Consider the following 18,414-nt stretch of genomic DNA (forward strand, 5'->3'; position numbering starts at 1 on the left):
GAACGACGAAGGGCACGTCGCGTGTGCGACGTGCCCTTCGATCGGTGATGCACGGTGGGTCAGGGAAGCGGTCCCCCGGCGGCGATGGCACACAGGGTGGCGAACTCGTCCGCCTTCAGCGACGCTCCGCCCACCAGTGCACCGTCGACGTCGGTCTGGCCGACGATCTCGCCCACGTTCTTCGAGCTGACCGATCCGCCGTACAGCACACGGACCGCCGCCGCGGTGTCGACGTCGGCGAGCGACGCCAGCTCCTGACGGATGGCTCCGCAGACTTCCTGCGCGTCCGCGGCACTGGCCACGCGGCCGGTACCGATGGCCCACACCGGCTCGTAGGCAACGACGATCTTCCCGATCTCCTCAGCACTCAGACCCGCGAGGGACCCGCGGAGCTGCTCGACGTTGAACGCCACGTGCTCGCCGGCCTCCCGCACCTCGAGACCCTCACCGATGCAGACGATCGGCACGAGTCCGTGCTTCAGCGCGGCCTTGGTCTTGGCGAGCACCGCCTCGTCGGTCTCGCCGTGTCCGGCGCGACGCTCCGAGTGCCCGACCACGACGTACGTGCAGCCCAGCTTGGCCAGAAAGGCACCGCTGATGTCGCCGGTGTAGGCGCCGGAGTCGTGGGGCGAGAGATCCTGCGCGCCGAACGTGAGCAGGAGCTTGTCGCCCTCGATCAACGTCTGGACACTGCGGATGTCGGTGAACGGCGGGATCACCGCGACGTCGACCTTCTCGAAGTACTTCGCTGGCAACGAGAAGGCGATCTTCTGCACCAGGGCGATGGCCTCGAGGTGGTTCAGATTCATCTTCCAGTTACCGGCGATGAACGGGGTCCTGGCCTTACGGTCGAGCGAAGCTCGTGGAGATGTCATGGTTCAGCCCTCCAGTACCGACAGGCCGGGGAGCTGCTTGCCCTCGAGGTACTCGAGGGAGGCACCGCCACCGGTGGAGATGTGCGAGAAACCGGCGTCCGGGAGACCCAGCGTGCGCACGGCCGCGGCGGAGTCGCCACCGCCCACGACACTGAACGCGCCCTTCGTGGTCGCCGCGATGATCGCCCGAGCGATACCTTCGGTGCCCTTCGAGAACTTCTCGAACTCGAAGACTCCGGCGGGACCGTTCCAGAAGATGGTCTTGGCGTTGCTCAGCACCGCCTCGAACCGGTCCACCGAGTCGGGCCCCACGTCCAGACCCATCCAGCCGTCGGGGATCTCCGACGCCTTCACCGTCTTCGACTCCGCGTCGGCGGAGAAGCTGTCGGCGACGACGACGTCCGTCGGAAGGTGGATGACGTCACCGAATCGCTCGAGCAGGTCCTTGCACGTCTCGATGCGATCTTCCTGCAGCAGCGACGTGCCCACGGAATACCCTTGCGCCGCAAGGAAGGTGAAAGCCATGCCGCCGCCGATGACCAGCGTGTCGACCTTCGGCGCCAGCGCCTCGATGACACCGATCTTGTCGGACACCTTGGAGCCGCCGAGCACCACGGCGTAGGGACGCTCGGGGGTCTCGGTCAGCTTCGTCAGGACGTCGACCTCGGTCGCGACCAGCGTGCCCGCGTAGTGCGGGAGCAGCGTCGCGACGTCGTAGACCGACGCCTGCTTGCGATGCACGACACCGAAACCGTCGGACACGAACGCGGCGTCGTCGCCGGCCAGCGTGGCCAGTTCCTTCGCCAGCGCCAGCCGCTCGGCGTCGTCCTTGCTGGTCTCGCGCGGATCGAAGCGGATGTTCTCGAGCAGGAGAACGTCTCCGTCGGTCAGACCCTCGGCGCGAGCCTCGGCGTCCTGACCGACGACGTCACCGGCGAGCTGGACGTGGCGTCCCAGCAGTTCGCCGAGCTTCGCCGCGACCGGAGCCAACGAGAACGCGGCGTCCGGCTTGCCCTCCGGCCGGCCGAGGTGCGCGGTCACGATGAGCTTGGCACCCGCCTCGAGCAGCGTCTTCAGCGTCGGGAGCGACGCCTCGATACGGCCGGCGTCCGTGATCTGCCCGTCGTCGAGCGGAACGTTGAAATCGGCACGGACGAGGACGCCGCGTCCGTCGACGCCCTCGTCGATGAGATCCTGCAGTGTCTTGACGGCCATCGGGTCAGAGCGACTTTCCGACGAGTCCGATGAGGTCGACGAGACGGTTGGAGTAACCCCACTCGTTGTCGTACCAGGAGACGATCTTGACCTGGTCCTCGATGACCTTGGTCAGGCCCGAGTCGAAGATCGACGACGCCGGGTCGGTGACGATGTCGGAGGAGACGATCGGTGCGTCGGTGTACTTCAGGATGCCCTTCAGCGGGCCCTCGGCCGCAGCCTTCATGGCCGCGTTGATCTCCTCGACCGAGGCGGTCTTGCGCACCTGGGCGGTGAGGTCGGTGACCGAACCCGTGGGGATCGGGACGCGCAGCGCGTAGCCGTCGAGCTTGCCGAGCAGCTGCGGGAGCACCAGGCCGATGGCCTTCGCGGCGCCGGTGCCCGTGGGCACGACGTTGAGCGCGGCGGCGCGGGCGCGACGCAGGTCCGAGTGCGGACCGTCCTGCAGGTTCTGATCCTGCGTGTAGGCGTGGATCGTGGTCATGAGGCCCTTGACGATGCCGAACTCGTCGTCGAGCACCTTGGCGATGGGGCCGAGGCAATTGGTGGTGCACGAGGCGTTCGAGATGATGTTCTGGCTGCCGTCGTACTTGTCGTCGTTGACGCCCATGACGATGGTGATGTCCTCGCCCTTGGCCGGCGCGGAGATGATGACCTTCTTGGCACCGGCGTCGATGTGGCCCTGAGCCTTCGACGCGTCGGTGAAGATGCCGGTGGACTCGACGACGACGTCGACGCCCAGGTCTCCCCACGGCAGGGCGGAGGGACCCTCGCGCAGTGAGAGAGCCTTGATCTTGCGGTCGCCGACGACGATGGTGTCGTCGCCCTCGAGCGAGACGTCGTGCGGGAGGCGGCCGAGGATGGAGTCGTACTTGAGCAGGTGAGCGAGAGTTGCGTTGTCGGTGAGGTCGTTCACCGCAACGATCTCGATGTCGGTGGTGCCGAGCGCCTTCTGCGCATCGACCGCCCGGAAGAAGTTACGTCCGATACGACCGAAGCCGTTCACGCCAACCCGAACCGTCACTGTTCGCTCCTTTGTGTTGAAACTCGTGTTCCTCGTCGATGCACGGGTCGTGCATCGGTTTCCTCCACCGCACGTGATGGTGCGGACGTGTCCGTCACGGGCGACCGAGCCGCTCCGTGACCTGTGATCACCCTAATGGTTCGGGGTGGTGCAGTTCTCGGTCAGGCACCCGCGCTCATGCCTCGTCGAGCAGGTCGGCCGTGACGGCGGACTCCGTGTCCGGGATGCCCGAGTCCTTCGCCTTGCGGTCGGCCATGGACAGCAGTCGGCGGATCCGGCCCGCCACCGCGTCCTTCGTCATGGGCGGATCGGCGAGCTGCCCGAGCTCCTCGAGCGACGCCTGGCGGTGCTGCACGCGCAGGTGACCCGCCGCGGCGAGATGGTCGGGGACGTCCTCGCCGAGAATCGCGAGCGCCCTCTCGACCCGCGCCGCGGCCGCGACGGCCGCCCGCGCGGAGCGCCGCAGGTTGGCGTCGTCGAAGTTCGCGAGACGGTTCGCCGTGGCCCGCACCTCGCGGCGCATCCGGCGCTCCTCCCACGTCAGTCGAGTGTCCTGGGCGCCCATCCTCGTGAGGAGGACACCGATGGCCTCGCCGTCGCGTACGACCACGCGATCGGCGCCGCGCACCTCTCGGGCCTTGGCCGCCACACCGAGCCGGCGGGCGGCGCCGACCAGCGCGAGCGCTGCCTCGGGTCCGGGGCAGCTGACCTCGAGCGCCGACGATCGACCGGGTTCGGTGAGCGAGCCGTGCGCGAGGAACGCACCGCGCCACGCCGCCTCGGAATCGGCGACGGTGCCGCCCACCACCTGGGCGGGAAGTCCGCGCACCGGCCGACCACGCATGTCGAGGAGCCCGGTCTGGCGCGCCAGGGCCTCGCCGTCCTTGGCCACCCGGACGATGTAGCGGGTCGACTTGCGCAGCCCGCCCGCGCCGATGGAGTGCACGTCCGCGTTGTAGCCGAACAGGTCGAACACCTCGCGCTTGAGCCGCCGGGCGATGGACAGCTGGTCCACCTCCGCCTCGACGACGACGCGACCGGCCACGATGTGCAGCCCCCCGGCGAAGCGCAGCAACGCGGCGACCTCCGCCTTGCGGCAGCTGACCGCCGTGATGGTGAGGCGGCTCAGTTCGTCCTTGACATCGGCTGTCATGGCCACGACGTCGATCCCTTCCTGCTGTCGGTGCTGCTGTCGAGGTCGGCCCGGTCGGCGCCCTCGAGAACAGCGGCGAACACGGCCGCGAGCTTGCTCGGGTCGTGTGCGTGTGGTGTCGCCCCCGCGACGTCGGCGTGGATCACGTCGGCGCCGAACACCGCGGCGGCCCGCGCGAGGTGATCACGCTCGGACCCCGGCGGCACCGACGTCGAGTCGACCACCACGTGATGCACCCGAAAACCCGGCGCGTGTTGGGACAGTACGTGGAGATGACGCTCCGCCGAGAATCCCGTGGTCTCCCCCGGCTCCGGCCCGAGATTGAGCACCAGCACCTTGCGGGCCTCGGTGGCGCGCAGCGCCGAGGCGAGCTCGGGCACGAGGACGTGCGGCAACACGCTGGAGAACCAGGACCCGGGTCCGAGGACGACCAGATCGGCGGCGCCCACAGCGGTGACGGCCTGCTCGGTGGCCGGCGGATCCGACGGGCGCAGTCGGACGCGCCGCACCTTGCCGGGAGTGGTGGCGACGGCGACCTGCCCACGGATGACGCGGCTCACGCGCGGGTCGGACTCGAGTCCCGACACGTCCGCCTCGATGTCCAGGGCGATGGGCGACATCGGCAGCACCCGGCCGTCGACACCGAGCAACCGCGCGGCCTCGTCGAGTGCGGCCACCGGGTCACCGAGCACCTCGGACAGTCCGGCGAGCAGAAGATTGCCCACCGAGTGCCCGGCGAGCGCGCCGCTGCCGCCGAAGCGGTGCTGCAGGATGTCCGCCCAGAGCCTGCCCTGCGGAGAGTCTGCGGCCAACGCCGCGAGCGCCATGCGCAGATCGCCGGGCGGGATCATGCCGAGCTCCGCGCGTAATCGGCCGGACGACCCGCCGTCGTCGGCCACGGTGACCACCGCCGTCACCCGGGTGGAGAGCGACCGTACGGCGGACAGGGTCGCGTAGAGGCCGTGTCCGCCGCCGAGCGCGACGATGTGCGGAGCGTCGTCGTCGCCGCGTCCGCCGTCCGCGCTCACTCTCGACCCAGGTCGCGGTGCACGACGCGGACGCTGGTGTCGGCATCGGCACGCAGCCGTTCGGCGAGCGCCTCGGTCATGGCGACGCTGCGATGCTTGCCGCCGGTGCAGCCGACGGCGACGGTCATGTATCGCTTGCCCTCGCGCCGGTAGCCGGCGAGCGTCATCGTCAGCAGGCGGTGATACAGCTCGAGGTACTCCTCCGCGTCCGGCTGCCCCAGCACGTAGTCCCGCACGCCGGCGTCCTTGCCGGTGAGCGGGCGCAGCTCGGGGATCCAGTGCGGGTTCGGGAGGAAACGCATGTCACACAGCACGTCTGCGTCGAGCGGTACCCCGTACTTGAAGCCGAAGGACTCGACGGTGACGGCCACGGTGCCCACCACGTCGTCGCCGAACGCCGCGGCGACACGATCGCGCAGACCGTGCACGGAGAGCGAGCTCGTGTCGATGACGATGTCCGCGGCCTCCTTGACGGTGGCCAACCGGGCCCGCTCGTCCGAGATGCCTTCCGTGAGCGTGCCGTCCACACCGTAGTTCTGCAGCGGGTGGCTGCGGCGCACCGATTCGAATCGCCGGATCAGCACGTCGTCGGACGCGTCCAGGAACAGCACGCGCGGGCGCACCCCGTCCGCTGCCAGGTCGGCGAGCAGGGTGCCGACGTCGCCGTTGAACAATCGGCTGCGCACGTCGACCACCAGGGCGAGCCGCTCGATGCCGGGGTCCGAGGTGCGACCGATCTCGATCATGCGAGTGATCAGCTCGGGCGGCATGTTGTCGGCGACGTACCAGCCCAGGTCCTCGAGGACCTTGGCCGCCGTGCCGAGCCCGGCACCGGACAGCCCTGTGACCAGAGCGACGTCGATGTCGGAGTGCGGTCGAACGGGGTCACCCACCTGCTCTCGCTGCACGTTCACTCGTCCCGGTGTCCTGTTCCTCGATGCGCGGCCACCGACAGCGGCTCACCGGACGGTGCCGGCAGCTCGTCACGGTCGCTGCCGTCGGTGCGTTCATCATGTCGTACCGGGGCGCTGTCCGCTTCGTTGTCGGGGACCGCGGTCGGTTCCGACGCGGCCGCGGCAGCCGACGCGTCCTGGTCCTGTGGAACTCCCAGTGCCTCGAGGACGGCGCGTGCCGTCGTCTCGCCGATACCCGGCACCTTCACGATCTCGGACACCTCGGCCTGCTTGAGCTTGGCCACCGAGCCGAAGTGCGTCACCAACGCCGTGCGACGCGCCTCACCGAGCCCGCGCACCGAGTCCAGCGCGGACGCCGTCATGCGCTTGGACCGCTTGCTGCGGTGGAACGTGATGGCGAAGCGGTGCGCCTCGTCGCGAACCCGCTGGAGGAGGTACAGCGACTCGCTGGTGCGCGGCAGGATCACGGGGTCGCTCTCCCCCGGCACCCACACCTCCTCGAGCCGTTTCGCGAGACCCACCACCGCGACGTCGGTGACACCCAGCTCGTCGAGCACCTCGGCCGCCGCGGCCACCTGCGGTGCGCCGCCGTCGACGACGAAGAGGTTCGGCGGATAGGCGAAGCGACGGGGCCGACCCGTCTGCGGGTCGAGGGAGGCCTCGGGAGCCAGATCGCCGCCGGAGTCCTTGCCATGACGCAGGAACCGTCGCCGTGTGACCTCGGCGATGCTCGCGACGTCGTCCGAGTGACCGTCTCCCGCAGCCTCCTTGATGGAGTAGTGGCGGTAGTCGCTCTTGCGCGGCAACCCGTCCTCGAACACCACCAGCGACGCGACCACGTCGGTGCCCTGGACGTGCGAGATGTCGATGCACTCGATGCGCAACGGTGCACTGTCGAGGTCGAGCGCTTCCTGGATGCCCTGCAACGCTGCGGAGCGCGACGTGAAGTCGCCCGCACGCTTCATCTTGTGCTGCTGGAGCGCTTCGACGGCGTTGCGATACACCGTCTTGGCGAGCTCCTTCTTGTCGCCGCGACGAGGCACCCGTAGCTGCACCGCGGACCCGCGCAGCGAACTGAGCCACGCCTGCACCTCGTCGGCGTTCGGCGGCAGCACCGGAACGAGCACCTCGCGGGGTACGGCGTTGGCAGCGGCGTCCTCGGTGGACGACGAGAGCGAGGCCTGCTCGCCGTAGAACTGGGTGAGGAACTGCTCGACGAGAGCCGGCAGATCGGACGCCGCCTCCGCGTCCACCGGAGCGTCCTGCGCCTCGGCACGGTCGTCGGCCCCGGCGGACGTCGCCTCGGCCGCGACCGCGGCGTCGATCACCTCGCCCGCCTTCTCCACGACCCACCCGCGCTGGCCGCGCACGCGACCGCCGCGGACGTGGAACACCTGGACCGCCGCTTCGAGGTCGTCGCTCGCGAAGGCGACGAGGTCCGCGTCGGTGCCGTCGCCGAGCACCACGGCCTGCTTCTCGAGCGCGCGCCGCAGTGCCCCCACATCGTCACGCAGCCGGGCCGCCGTCTCGAAGTCCAGGTCCTCCGACGCCTTCTGCATCCGGTTCTCGAGCTCGCGGACGAGCTTGTCGGTCTTGCCGGACAGGAAGTCGCAGAAGTTCTCGACGGTCGCACGGTGTTCGGCCGCCGACACGCGTCCGACGCACGGCGCCGAGCACTTGTCGATGTACCCGAGCAGACAGGGCCGACCGATCTGGTTGTGCCGCTTGAACACTCCAGCGGAGCACGTCCGCGCCGGGAACACCCGCAACAGCAGGTCCAACGTCTCTCGAATCGCCCACGCGTGCGCGTACGGGCCGAAGTAGCGCACACCCTTGCGCCGGGGCCCGCGGTAGACGAACAACCGCGGGTACTCCTCGTTGAGCGTGACCGCGAGCATCGGGTAGCTCTTGTCGTCCCGGTACCGGACGTTGAATCGAGGATCGAACTCCTTGATCCAGTTGTACTCGAGCTGGAGCGCCTCCACCTCGGTGGTGACGACGGTCCATTCGACGCTGGCAGCCGTGGTGACCATCTGACGCGTACGAGGATGCAGGCCGGCGATGTCGGCGAAGTAGGAATTGAGACGGCTGCGCAGGCTCTTCGCCTTGCCGACGTAGATGACGCGGCCGTGCGGATCACGAAATTTGTAGACCCCTGGCTCGACCGGAATGGTTCCGGTGGCCGGGCGGTACGTAGCGGGGTCGGACACAGCTCCACGGTAGTCGTCGTGACCGACAGTCGAAATCCGCCGTTCGGGCTGCGAACCACGCGAGGACGCGGTGTCATGGATCGGTGACTTCCCGCCGATCACTGACTCGTCCTCTCGCCCTCGCGGCCGTCGTCGCCCTCACCGCCGTGTCCTGCTCCTCGGGCAGCGGTGGCGACGCTTCCGGCTCGACCCCCTCGTGCGTCGCGGGCGGAGGCGGCACCCCCGTCACCGCGGACGCGGGCACGGGACCGGACGGAGCGCCGGAGGTCGCCACCGGCTACCGCACCGGAATGACCGCGGTGCGCACCGCCACGTACGCGGTGTCGACCGCCAACCCGGTGTCGACGGAGGCGGCGTGCGAGGTGCTGCGCGACGGCGGGACCGCGGCCGACGCGCTGGTCGCGGCGCAGACGGTGCTCGGACTGGTCGAGCCGCAGAGCTCCGGTATCGGCGGCGGCGCCTTCCTCCTCTACTACGACGCCGAGTCGAGGACTCTGCGTGCCTACGACGGCCGTGAGACGGCTCCCGCCTCTGCCACCGCGAATTATCTGCGCTTCGTGGACGACACGGCTGCCCCCGGTGCGCCCGCCGATCTGTCCGTGCCGAAGCCCGATGCCCGATCGAGCGGCCGCGCGATCGGCGTTCCCGGCGTCGTCCGCATGCTGGACGACGTCCACCGCGATCACGGGAGCAAGGAGTGGCGGTCACTGTTCGATCCGGCCATCGCGCTGTCCGACGACGGCTTCGAGATCAGTCCTCGGATGGCGTCGTCCATCGCGGACTCGGCGCCGGAACTGGCACTCGATCCGGCCTCTCGCGACTACTTCCTCGAGCCGGACGGCAGCCCGAAGGCAGCGGGGACGACGCTGACGAACCCCGCGATGGCCAAGACGCTCGGCGCGATCGCCACCGAGGGTGCCGACGCGTTCTACACCGGCGCGCTGGCGCAGTCGATCGTCGACGCGACGGCGGACACGACGGGCGGGCGCACCCCCGGCAGGCTGACACTCGACGATCTCGCCGGATACGAGGCGAAGGAGCGGGACGCGGTGTGCGTGCCGTACCGCGACACGGACGTGTGCGGCATGCCGGGCCCGTCGTCGGGCGGTATCGCGGTCGCGTCCACGATGGGCATCCTGTCCCACTTCGACATGGCGCAGTACGCACCCGCCTCCACCGATGCCGACGGTGGAGTCCCCGACGCGGAGGGCGTCCATCTCATCGCCGAGGCGGAGCGCCTCGCGTACGCCGACCGCGACAAGTACGTCGCCGATCCCGACTACATCCCCCTGCCCGGTGGCAGCCCCGCCGAGCTACTCGATCCGGACTACCTCGAGCAGCGCGCCCGCATGATCGATCCCGCCCGCAGCATGGGCACGGCTCAGCCGGGCGACTTCGGTCCGATACCCCTGAGCAGCTACGCCGGACCGGAGGCAGGGACCAGTCACCTCAGCATCGTGGACAGCGCGGGGAACGTCGCGTCGATGACCACCACGGTGGAGTCGGCGTTCGGCTCCTTCCACATGACGGAGGGCTTCCTCCTCAACAACCAGCTGACCGACTTCTCGGCCGCACCCGAGGGTCCCGACGGGGTACCCGTGGCCAACCGCGTGGAGCCCGGCAAGCGTCCCCGCAGTTCCATGGCGCCGACGATCGTGTTCGACCGCGGGGACGACGGTGCGCGGGGTGACGTGCGGCTGGTGACCGGATCACCCGGCGGTTCGGTCATCATCCAGTTCGTCGTGAAGAACCTCGTCGGCATGCTCGACTGGGGTCTCGATCCGCAGCAGGCCGTGTCCGCCGTCAACGTGGGTGCGGCCAACGCGCCGACGACGAACGTGGGCGGCGAGCACCCGAACATCGACGCGCAGAACGACGGTGCCGCGGATCCGCTGGTGTCGGCTCTGCGGGCGATGGGCCACCAGGTGTCGGTGGCCGATCAGTCCAGCGGCTCGAGCGCCCTGGTCCGAACGGCCGACGGCTGGATCGGCGGTGCCGATCCCCGACGCGAGGGTGTCGTCATGGGAGACGGGATCGAGTGACCTCGGTCAGCTCGCTGCGGCGTACTTCCGCTCGAGAGAGCGGAACGTACGCGCGGCGTGCACCGCGTACTCGCGATCGTTGGACTGGATCGCCATGACCGGCACGTACTCGTCGTCCGGCAGTTCCACGCGAGCCCAGCTCGATCCGGGCGAGAAGGACAAGCCGCGCACGAGGTCCCACGGAATCAGTTTCTCGGTGACGAGGTTGCGCACCAGCACGCCCTGCGCACCGACCTTGATCCGCGGACGGGTCAGCAACAGCACGCCCGCCGCCATGCCACACCCGATGGCGATCATGGCGAACTGGTCCACGCGCTGGAAGAACACGCCGGTGTTGCCGGTCCGCAGCAGAATCCCCAGGGTGGTGTGCACGATGACGAGGAGAGCGGCGACACCGACGGCGTACTTCGCGCTCTTGCGCGGCCGCGCCTCGAGTTCCCACTGCTGATTCGGTGCGTCGGTCACGACGGACTCCCGTGACGCAGGCCCTTCAGCGTCAGCGCCGTGTCGACGGCCGCCGCGACGGCCTGCGCACCCTTGTCCTCCTTGGACCCTGGAAGACCTGCGCGATCGAGTGCCTGCTGCTCGTCGTTCACGGTGAGTACTCCGTTGGTGACCGGGGTGGACTCGTCCAGCGACACTCGGGTGAGCCCGGCGGTCACGGCGTCGCACACGTACTCGAAGTGCGGCGTCCCGCCCCGGATCACGACGCCCAGAGCGACCACCGCGTCGTGGGTGCGGGCGAGCTGCTGAGCGACCACGGGGATCTCGATGGCTCCGGCGACACGCACGAGTGTCACGTTCCGCAGTCCCACCTCGTCGGCCTTGCGGAGTGCGCCGTCCACGAGTGCCGTGCTGACCTTCTCGTGCCACTGGCCCGCGACGATCGCGACCTCGAGGTCCTCGGCGCCCGAGAGCTGCAGTACCGGTTCGCCCTCGCCGCTCATCAGAGGCCGCCCGCGTCGGGGGTGACCACCGGCGTCTCGAAATCGTCCAGCCCGACGAGGTCGTGGCCCATCCGGTCACGCTTGGTACGCAGGTAGGTGAGGTTCTCGGCGTTGGCACGCAGCGGCATCGGCACCCGCTCGGTGATGTGCAGGCCGTAGCCGTCGAGGCCGACCCGCTTGGCCGGGTTGTTGGTCAGCAGACGCATAGACGAGATGCCCAGGTCGACGAGGATCTGCGCTCCGATGCCGTAGTCCCGCGCGTCGGCGGGCAGGCCGAGCGCGAGGTTGGCGTCGACGGTGTCGGTGCCGGCGTCCTGCAGCTGGTAGGCCTGCAACTTGTGCAGCAGGCCGATGCCACGGCCCTCGTGACCGCGCATGTAGAGCACCACTCCGCGACCCTCCTGCGCCACCATGTCGAGCGCCGCGTCCAGCTGCGGACCGCAGTCGCAGCGCAGCGAGCCGAACACGTCCCCGGTCAGACACTCGGAGTGGACGCGGACCAGTACGTCGCTGCCGTCGCCGTCGGGCCCGGCGATGTCGCCGCGCACCAGCGCCACGTGTTCGACGTCCTCGTAGACGCTCTGGTAGCCCACCGCACGGAACTCGCCGTGCGCCGTCGGGATGCGCGCCTCGGCGATGCGCACCACGTGCTTCTCGTGCTTGCGTCGCCACGCGATCAGGTCGGCGATGGAGATGAGCGCGAGGTCGTGGTCGTCGGCGAAGACACGGAGTTCGTCCGTGCGGGCCATCTCGCCCTCGTCCTTCTGCGACACGATCTCGCAGATGACGCCGGCCGGGCGCAGATCCGCCATCCGGGCGAGGTCGACCGCGGCCTCGGTGTGGCCGGGGCGGCGCAGCACGCCGCCTTCCTTCGCCCGCAACGGGACGACGTGACCGGGACGGGTGAAGTCGTTCGCACCGGTGTCGGGGTCCGCGAGCAGACGCATGGTCGCCGCGCGGTCCGATGCCGAGATCCCCGTACCGATACCGACGCGAGCGTCGACGGTCACGGTGTACGCGGTGCCGTGCTTGTCCTGGTTCGTGGAGTACATGGGAGGCAGTCCGAGGCGATCGCAGTCCTCGCCCGACAGCGGAACGCAGAGGTATCCCGAGGTGTACCGCACCATGAAGGCCACCAGCTCGGGTGTGGCCTTCTCTGCGGCGAAGATGAGATCGCCCTCGTTCTCGCGGTCCTCGTCGTCGACGACGACGACGGCCTTGCCGGCGGCGATGTCGGCGACAGCGCGCTCGATGGTGTCGAACCTGGTCACGCCGTGCGCTCCCCACGTCTGCTGCCCGCAGTGTCGGGCAGATCCTGTGTTCTCAAGACTACGACCCCCGCTGCGGGGGCCGATGTTCAGTCGACCTTCTGCAACCGCTCGACGTACTTGGCGATCACGTCGACCTCGAGGTTGACCTGCGTTCCCGCCTCCGCCTCGCCCAGTGTGGTGAGCGACAGGGTGGTAGGAATCAGGGAGATCTCGAAGTACTGATCGTCCTTCTCGCCGCCCAGTGCGGACACCGTCAGCGACACTCCGTCGACCGTGATGGACCCCTTGTGCACGACGTATCGCGCGATGTCACGGGGCAGCGATATGCGTACCACGGTCCAGTTGTCCGACGGGGTGCGCGAGAGCACCACCCCGGTCCCGTCGACGTGGCCCTGGACGAGATGCCCACCGAGCCGCGACGCGAGCGAGGCGGCACGCTCGAGGTTGACCGGTGACCCCACGGCCAGGGACTGCAGTGACGAACGGTTCAGTGTCTCCTGCATCACGTCGGCCGTGAACGCGCCGTCCGCGACCTCGACGACGGTGAGGCACACACCGTTCACGGCGATCGAGTCCCCGTGCGACGCATCGGAGGTGACCAGCGGGCCACGCACGGTGAAGCGAGCCGCGTCCGCCAGATCCTCCTTGGCGGTGACACTGCCCAGTTCCTCGACGATTCCGGTGAACATGCTCGTCATCCTCTCGGCACCAGCTGGTGCAGTGATCTCTGTTCGGCTCAGTGGTCGGACGACCGTAGCGGAGCGAGTCGGACGAGCAGATCGTCGCCCAGCGTCTCCACCGACTCTCGTCGAAACCTCATCGCATCGGCAATTGTTCCGACACCCGTCCCCCGCACGGCGGTCGGACCTTCGCCCAGCACGACAGGGGCGAGGTACGCCGTGACGCGGTCGACCAGGCCCGCCGACAGGAACGCTCCGGTGAGCGTCGATCCGCCCTCCAGCACCACGTCGGTCAGATCCGCGAGGGCCTCCATCACCGCGAACGGGTCGCGGGTGCGCACGACGCGGGTGGGGGCGGAGTCGTCGAGGATCCGAGACCCGGCAGGGATGTCGCGCAGCCCGACGACCACGCGCACCGGCTGGTGCGCAGCGAGCGACCCGTCGGGCAGTCGCGCCGTCAGCACCGGATCGTCGGCGAGCACGGTCCCGGTACCGACCACCACCGCATCGATCCGCGCGCGCTCGGCGTGGACGTGTGCGCGAGCGGTCTCCCCCGTGATCCAGCGGCTGGTGCCGTCCGGCGCCGCGGTGCGGCCGTCGAGCGTGGCGGCGTACTTCCACGTGAGCATCGGGCGCCCGGTGCGCTGCCGATGCAGCCAGGCACGCAAGGGCCCGGCCTCGGCGAGATCGGCGAGAACGCCGGACCGTACCTCGACGCCGGCACCGCGCAGAGTCTCCGCGCCGCCTGCCGCCAGCGGGTTCGGATCGCCGAGCGCGTGCACGACGCGGACGACACCCGCGCGCAGCAGCGCCTGCGAGCACGGACCCGTGCGTCCCGTGTGGTCGCACGGCTCCAGCGTCACCACGGCGGTGCCGCCGCGCGCTCGCTCGCCCGCCTGCGCTAGCGCGGCGATCTCCGCGTGGGGGCCGCCCGGTGCCGCGGTGGCGCCGACTCCGACCACCAGCCCGGCCCGGTCCAGGACGACGGCGCCGACGGGAGGATTGGGAGTGCTGACACCGCGCGCCGCGACCGATGCCTCGATCGCCCGCCGCATCGCGGCATCGATCGGGTCGAGGCTCCCGGTCACCGGCCGGACAGGTGGGGCGACGCGCTCGCGGCGGACTCACGCAGCGAACGCACGGCACCCGCGGGGTCACTGGTCGAGTACACCGCCGAGCCCGCGACGAAGCAGTCGATGCCCGCGGCAGCGGCCTGCTCCACGGTGTCGGCGTTGATGCCGCCGTCGATCTCGATCACCAGCGTCAGTTCACCCGAATCGACCAGCCGGCGGACGGCGCGAGCCTTGTCCAGCACCTCCGGCATGAAGCTCTGGCCGCCGAATCCCGGTTCGACGCTCATGATCAACAGCGTGTCGAAGTCCTTCAAGACCTCCAGGTACGGCTCGATCGGGGTACCGGGCTTGACCGACAGCCCGGCCTTCGCGCCCGCCGCCCGGATGTCGCGGGCGACGGCGCGCGGATCGTCGGTGGCCTCGGCGTGGAACGTCACGTTGTACGCGCCGGCCTCGGCGTAGGGCGGCGCCCAGCGGGCCGGGTCCTCGATCATGAGGTGGCAGTCGAGCGGGATGTCGGTCGCCTTCAGCAGGCTCTCCACCACGGGCAGACCCAGGGTGAGATTCGGGACGAAGTGCGCGTCCATCACGTCGACGTGCAGCCAGTCGCTGCCCGCGACGGCCGCGGCCTCGTCGGCGAGCCGCGCGAAATCGGCGGACAGGATGGACGGTGCGATCATCGGGTGCTGCGGAGTCGGGGCCACGGGCGATCAGCCTAGTAGGTCCGGATCCACCTGCATCAGAGCGTCGTCGATGTGGCCGGCGAGGAGGTACTGACCCTCGTCGGTCGGGTGATCACCGTCGTCCTGGATGATCAGCGGGTCGGCCAGCCACTCCTGCGGCAGCGCGTCGACGTAGTCCAGCCCGGCCGACACCGCGGCGGCGGAGACCGCGGCGTCCACGTCCCACATGTCCTCGCTCACCGGCTCCCCGCTCCAGATCGGTCCGATGACGACGATGTGGGCCTCGGGTGAGCGCTCGCGCAGCGACGCGTACAGGTCGGTGGCGTCGGCGAGCACGTCCGCCGGATCCGCGTCGACGTCGTTCTCGCTGCCGACCACGAGGATGACCGTCGGGTTCTCCTCGGTGGCATAGGCGACCTGGTCCGCGAAGGTGCCGAGATAGTCGTCGCCCGCCTCGTAGCCGGCGCCGCCCAGGCTCGCGTTGGTCACCTCGAATCCGTGTTCCTCCGCCAGGACGTCCGGCCAGACCACGTCGTTCATGGAGCCGGCGGAGAACGAGTCGCCGATCACCGACACACGGACCGCGCTCCACTCCGACTCTGCCGCGACCACCCGCTCCGCGTCGGCGGTCCGCGCCGAGGCCGTCCCTGCCGTCACCGACGGGGACAGCGAGCAGCCACCCAGCACCGCGACCGAGGCGAGGGCGGCCACCGCTGCCCCGGCCGTGCGGTGTCGAAGGAGTCGCGGAGTCACGTTCCTGTTGTACCCGCGAGTCGTTGCCGACCGGTAACGAGCGCGGTCAGGAGGCATCCTTGCGCAGCGCGGCGAAGAACATCGCGTCCGTTCCGTGCCGGTGCGGCCACAGCTGCACAGACGTTCCCGAGGCCGCCCGCGGCACGCCGGGCGCGAGCGTCGCGGTGTCGAGCGCGGTCAGACCGTGACGTCGGACCGCATCGGCCACGACGCCGACCGTCTCGGACAGATGCGGCGAACACGTCGAGTAGACGACGACTCCGCCCGGCCGCACCAGCTCCACTGCTGCCGCGAGCAACTCGCGTTGCAACGTCACCAGACCCGCCACGTCGCTCGCCTGACGACGCCACCGCGCCTCGGGTCGACGACGGAGTGCACCCAGACCGGTGCAGGGTGCGTCGACGAGGACGCGGTCGTATCCCGCGTCCAGTCCGCTCGCGCGACCGTCCACCGCGTGCACGGTGACCGGGAGATCGCGCACCGTCTTGCGCACCAGGTCGGCTCGATGCTCGGACGGTTCCACGGCATCGACCGTCGCACCGTCGATCGCCGCGATGGCGCCGAGCAGCGCAGCCTTGCCGCCGGGACCGGCGCACAGGTCCAGCCACCGACCTCCGTCCGGCCCGTCGAGCTCTGCGAGCGTCAGAGCCCGAGCGACCAGCTGACTGCCCTCGTCCTGGACGCCGGCCAGCCCCTCACGCACGGCGTCGAGACGACCCGGATCGCCGCCACTGTCCAGATGCACCGCATAGGGCGACCACGGTCCGGGCTCACCGCCGGTGATCGACGCGAGCTCGTCCGCCGAGATCTCGCCGGGTCGCGCCACCAGGTGCACCAGCGGGCGGGCGTCGTCGGCGGCGAGCGCCTCGTCCAGCTCCGCCGCGTCCGCTCCCAACGCGTCGTTGAACGCCTGTGCGATCCAGGCGGGATGTGCGTGCCGGAACGCCGAGTGACCCACCGGATCTCGCTCCGCGTCGGGAGCCAGCAACTCGACCCACTCTGCTTCCGTGCGCTCGGAAACCCGGCGCAACACGGCGTTGACGAACCCTGCCTGCCCCTGCCCGGCCTCGCTGCGCACCAGGTCGACCGACGTCGCCACCGCCGCGTGCGGGGCCACCCGCGTGCGCAGCAACTGGTACGCACCGAGCCGGATGACGTCCAGCAGTCGACCGTCGATGTCCGACACCGGACGCGAGGCCGCATGCTCGACGACCGCGTCCAGCACCCCCTGCGCGCGGGCCGCGCCGTAGGCCAACTCCGTCGCGAGGGCGGCATCACGCTCGTTCAACCGGCGATCCCGGAGCAGACCCGGAAGCACCAGGTTCGCGTACGCGTCACGTTCCCGCACCGCGCGCAGGACGTCCCGTGCCGCGATCCGTGCGGGGTCCAATCCCGCCTCGGCAGGATTGGGTCGACCCGGCTGCTTCGGACGCGAATTCCCGGACCGCCCACCGGCCTTGCTCGAACCCCCGGCCACCGACGGCCGGCCTCCGGCCTTCCCGCTCTCACTCGGCCGGCCTCCGGCCTTCCCGCTCTCACTCGGCCGGCCTCCGGCCTTCCCGCCGGCCTTCCCGCCACGCTTACGAGGACCGCCGGACCCCGGTGTCTGCTCACCGCTCATCGTGCAGTCGCTCCGTTCACATCGCGGGCGCCGCGCGCCCAGTCGGTCGCTGCCATCTGCTTCTTGCCGTGCGGCTGCACGAGCCCGAGCGACACGGCCGTCGTCGCGGTACCCACCAGGACCGCCTTCTTCCGTACCTCGACGCGCCCGGGTTCGAGCTCCTCGTCGGTGATCGTCACCGGACCGATCTTGACGCGGACGTCGCCGATCTCGGTCCACGCTCCGGGTGCCGGTGTCACACTCCGGACGTGCCGGTCGATCAGGTGCGCCGGGCGACCGAAGTCGATGCGGGCCGATTCCACGGTCACCTTGGGCGCGTGTGACACGCCGTCGCCCGACTGCGGAACCGCCTGCAGTGCACCGTCGTCGATCCCGTCGAGGGTGGACGCGAGCAACTGGCTCCCGCTGTCCGCGAGCCGGGTCAACAGATCCCCGGCGGTGTCCGTGGGGCGCACCCTCTCGGTCACGACGCCGTACACCGGACCGGTGTCCAGCCCCTGCTCGAGGAGGAACGTCGACGCGCCGGTGACCTCGTCACCCGCGGCGATCGCGGCCTGCACCGGCGCGGCCCCACGCCAGGCCGGCAGCAGGGAGAAGTGCAGATTGATCCAGCCGTGTCGCGGAATGTCGAGCACGGGCTGTGGCAGCAGCGCGCCGTAGGCGACGACGGGACAGCAGTCCGGTTCCAGATCGCGGAGCGCGGCCATCGCCTCGGGGTCGGACGGCTTCGCGGGCTGCAGCACCGGGATGCCGTGCTCGTCGGCCAGCATCGCAACGGGCGATCGCACGACCTTGCGCCCTCGACCGGCCACCGTGTCGGGTCGGGTGAGCACACCGACCACCTCGTGACGGGAGGAGTCGAGCAGTCGCCGCAGCGACGGGAGAGCGGGGTCGGGAGTACCGGCGAAGACGAGGCGCACGCCGT

At 70.0% G+C, this 18,414-nt stretch carries 17 protein-coding genes; 1 reads left to right on the forward strand and 16 read right to left on the reverse strand.

The annotated features are described in order from the left end of the window. Positions 1-59 precede the first annotated feature (59 nt). The 7 genes from tpiA to uvrC all read right to left on the reverse strand — a co-directional run bounded on the left by tpiA (position 60) and on the right by uvrC (position 8,419). Positions 60-875: a triose-phosphate isomerase gene (tpiA, locus tag HQ312_RS01115; protein WP_222637593.1), complete on the reverse strand. Its 816-nt coding sequence runs from the start codon at positions 873-875 to the stop codon at positions 60-62. A 3-nt stretch (positions 876-878) separates the two neighbouring features. Next, positions 879-2,090, reverse strand: a complete 1,212-nt coding sequence (gene pgk, locus HQ312_RS01120; RefSeq protein ID WP_222637594.1) for a phosphoglycerate kinase — start codon at positions 2,088-2,090, stop codon at positions 879-881. 4 nt (positions 2,091-2,094) lie between these two features. Then, positions 2,095-3,114 (reverse strand): type I glyceraldehyde-3-phosphate dehydrogenase, encoded by a 1,020-nt coding sequence (gene gap / locus HQ312_RS01125; RefSeq protein ID WP_027505278.1) that lies wholly within the window; start codon positions 3,112-3,114, stop codon positions 2,095-2,097. A gap of 175 nt (positions 3,115-3,289) precedes the next feature. Beyond that, entirely contained in the window at positions 3,290-4,267 is a 978-nt protein-coding gene (gene whiA / locus HQ312_RS01130) for a DNA-binding protein WhiA (RefSeq protein ID WP_197027771.1), read from the reverse strand. Then, positions 4,264-5,295, reverse strand: a complete 1,032-nt coding sequence (gene yvcK / locus HQ312_RS01135; RefSeq protein ID WP_051613223.1) for a uridine diphosphate-N-acetylglucosamine-binding protein YvcK — start codon at positions 5,293-5,295, stop codon at positions 4,264-4,266. Before yvcK ends, whiA begins: the two co-directional genes overlap by 4 nt. After that, complete coding sequence (gene rapZ / locus HQ312_RS01140; RefSeq protein WP_051613222.1) at positions 5,292-6,209, reverse strand: RNase adapter RapZ; 918 nt, start codon at positions 6,207-6,209, stop codon at positions 5,292-5,294. Before rapZ ends, yvcK begins: the two co-directional genes overlap by 4 nt. Continuing rightward, a complete protein-coding gene (gene uvrC / locus HQ312_RS01145; RefSeq protein WP_307108844.1) occupies positions 6,206-8,419 on the reverse strand; it encodes an excinuclease ABC subunit UvrC in 2,214 nt (737 codons plus the stop codon). Before uvrC ends, rapZ begins: the two co-directional genes overlap by 4 nt. Positions 8,420-8,502: 83 nt before the next feature. On the opposite strand from uvrC, the gene HQ312_RS01150 reads away from it, so the two are divergent. After that, positions 8,503-10,461 (forward strand): gamma-glutamyltransferase family protein, encoded by a 1,959-nt coding sequence (locus HQ312_RS01150; RefSeq protein WP_308123757.1) that lies wholly within the window; start codon positions 8,503-8,505, stop codon positions 10,459-10,461. Positions 10,462-10,467: 6 nt separating this feature from the next. Here the strand turns inward: HQ312_RS01150 and HQ312_RS01155 are convergent, their stop codons facing one another. The 9 genes from HQ312_RS01155 to fmt all read right to left on the reverse strand — a co-directional run bounded on the left by HQ312_RS01155 (position 10,468) and on the right by fmt (position 18,409). Then, the gene (locus tag HQ312_RS01155; RefSeq protein WP_222637595.1) at positions 10,468-10,926 is read right to left on the reverse strand and encodes a PH domain-containing protein; all 459 of its coding nucleotides are present in this window, start codon (positions 10,924-10,926) and stop codon (positions 10,468-10,470) included. Beyond that, a complete protein-coding gene (gene ribH / locus HQ312_RS01160) occupies positions 10,923-11,408 on the reverse strand; it encodes a 6,7-dimethyl-8-ribityllumazine synthase (RefSeq protein WP_027505272.1) in 486 nt (161 codons plus the stop codon). The genes HQ312_RS01155 and ribH overlap by 4 nt, the downstream gene beginning before the upstream one ends. Then, a complete protein-coding gene (locus HQ312_RS01165; protein WP_051613220.1) occupies positions 11,408-12,679 on the reverse strand; it encodes a bifunctional 3,4-dihydroxy-2-butanone-4-phosphate synthase/GTP cyclohydrolase II in 1,272 nt (423 codons plus the stop codon). The genes ribH and HQ312_RS01165 overlap by 1 nt, the downstream gene beginning before the upstream one ends. Before the next feature lie 86 nt (positions 12,680-12,765). Continuing rightward, positions 12,766-13,368, reverse strand: coding sequence for a riboflavin synthase (locus HQ312_RS01170; RefSeq protein WP_027505271.1), 603 nt, complete (start codon positions 13,366-13,368; stop codon positions 12,766-12,768). Between the two features lie 47 nt (positions 13,369-13,415). Then, positions 13,416-14,414 carry a bifunctional diaminohydroxyphosphoribosylaminopyrimidine deaminase/5-amino-6-(5-phosphoribosylamino)uracil reductase RibD gene (ribD, locus tag HQ312_RS01175; RefSeq protein ID WP_222637796.1) on the reverse strand — a complete coding sequence of 333 codons (999 nt, stop codon included), beginning with the start codon at positions 14,412-14,414 and terminating at the stop codon, positions 13,416-13,418. Positions 14,415-14,443: 29 nt separating this feature from the next. Continuing rightward, positions 14,444-15,112 carry a ribulose-phosphate 3-epimerase gene (gene rpe / locus HQ312_RS01180; RefSeq protein ID WP_056444707.1) on the reverse strand — a complete coding sequence of 223 codons (669 nt, stop codon included), beginning with the start codon at positions 15,110-15,112 and terminating at the stop codon, positions 14,444-14,446. Between the two features lie 30 nt (positions 15,113-15,142). Beyond that, complete coding sequence (locus HQ312_RS01185; protein ID WP_222637596.1) at positions 15,143-15,868, reverse strand: SGNH/GDSL hydrolase family protein; 726 nt, start codon at positions 15,866-15,868, stop codon at positions 15,143-15,145. A 46-nt stretch (positions 15,869-15,914) separates the two neighbouring features. Continuing rightward, on the reverse strand, positions 15,915-17,489 hold the full coding sequence (locus tag HQ312_RS01190; RefSeq protein ID WP_222637597.1) for an RsmB/NOP family class I SAM-dependent RNA methyltransferase: 1,575 nt from the start codon (positions 17,487-17,489) through the stop codon (positions 15,915-15,917). Further along, positions 17,486-18,409 carry a methionyl-tRNA formyltransferase gene (gene fmt, locus HQ312_RS01195; protein WP_027505266.1) on the reverse strand — a complete coding sequence of 308 codons (924 nt, stop codon included), beginning with the start codon at positions 18,407-18,409 and terminating at the stop codon, positions 17,486-17,488. Before fmt ends, HQ312_RS01190 begins: the two co-directional genes overlap by 4 nt. Positions 18,410-18,414: the final 5 nt, after the last annotated feature.

Origin of the sequence: Rhodococcus sp. BP-316 (assembly GCF_019836105.1) — a bacterium.
In the GTDB taxonomy this organism is placed as follows: Bacteria; Actinomycetota; Actinomycetes; order Mycobacteriales; family Mycobacteriaceae; genus Rhodococcoides.